This is a genomic window from Thiolapillus sp. (assembly GCF_048562965.1).
GTDB classification, from domain to species: Bacteria; Pseudomonadota; Gammaproteobacteria; order Chromatiales; family Chromatiaceae; genus Thiolapillus; species Thiolapillus brandeum_A.
Map to the genome: position 1 here is coordinate 1 of NZ_JBHNMF010001113.1, position 875 is coordinate 875.

An 875-nucleotide genomic window follows, 5' to 3' on the forward strand; every position below is an offset into this window, starting at 1 on the left:
GCAACGCCGCCCTGCTGAAAGCAATAATTGGCCGCCCAGCCCATGCCCCTGAACCGAAGCGTCTACAGCTAGACGGCCAAGCCGAAATACTGGCACATCATGTCGAGCCAGGCCACGCTTAATCATCTCCGGCGCACGTTCATAAGCAATGGAGGCTGGACTTAGGCTGTAGTAGCCCAATATCTTTTCATTGTTCTCGCTAACAGCAAGATAGGTTTTTACCCCACCTTTCTCATGGCTCTGCCTTGCATGGCGATGTAAAAACTGATTCAACGCCTCATCGCCACAGTCAAAGGCACCGCGATCATGATGTTTGCCAATGGGCTCTTCGTGCCAGATAGGTAGCATTATGATTGCTTCGGTAAGGCAAAAGCTGCGGCCAACAATTTATCATTGGGCGCCGGTGGGTTATCTAAAAGATCCAGAATATGCAAGCTATCTCTTTCGGTCAGCTCCAATCGCTCGTTCTCGTCGATAATCTTCCGTGCTGCTGACATCACATTGCGGATCACGAACTCAGTCAAGTTGGTATGTTGTAAAGCGGCTGCACGCATCAACAGCGTCTTTTCTTCTGAGGCGATACGTAGTGACATACGGTCGTTAGTTTCTACTGGAATCTGAGGCATGGTTAAGCCCTCCTTCTTGTACACATTAAAATTGTACACAAGGCTGTGCCTATCAGCAAGCCGTACGCAATGAAAGCGTACAAAATATGTGTCAAAAACGAACATTTTTGGCACTGTCGCGGCCACCATTGATTGTCTCAACATGGGAGGGTTCAAACCCCCAGCTTCAGCTGGAAGCTTTCAGCCTCCTGGTTTAGTGTAGGGGGCATGAGTGAGTACAGACACGGGACACATTCGGTATTTCGGCTA

2 protein-coding genes are annotated in these 875 nt (G+C 49.4%); both read right to left on the bottom strand.

Annotated features, from left to right (window positions below; translation table 11 throughout):
* Positions 1–348 (bottom strand): GNAT family N-acetyltransferase (locus tag ACOCD2_RS22665; protein ID WP_305801964.1); only part of this gene is annotated, 348 nt, incomplete at its 3' end.
* Complete coding sequence (locus ACOCD2_RS22670; protein WP_293650431.1) at positions 348–626, bottom strand: DUF1778 domain-containing protein; 279 nt, start codon at positions 624–626, stop codon at positions 348–350. The genes ACOCD2_RS22670 and ACOCD2_RS22665, both read right to left, overlap by 1 nt.
* Positions 627–875: the final 249 nt, after the last annotated feature.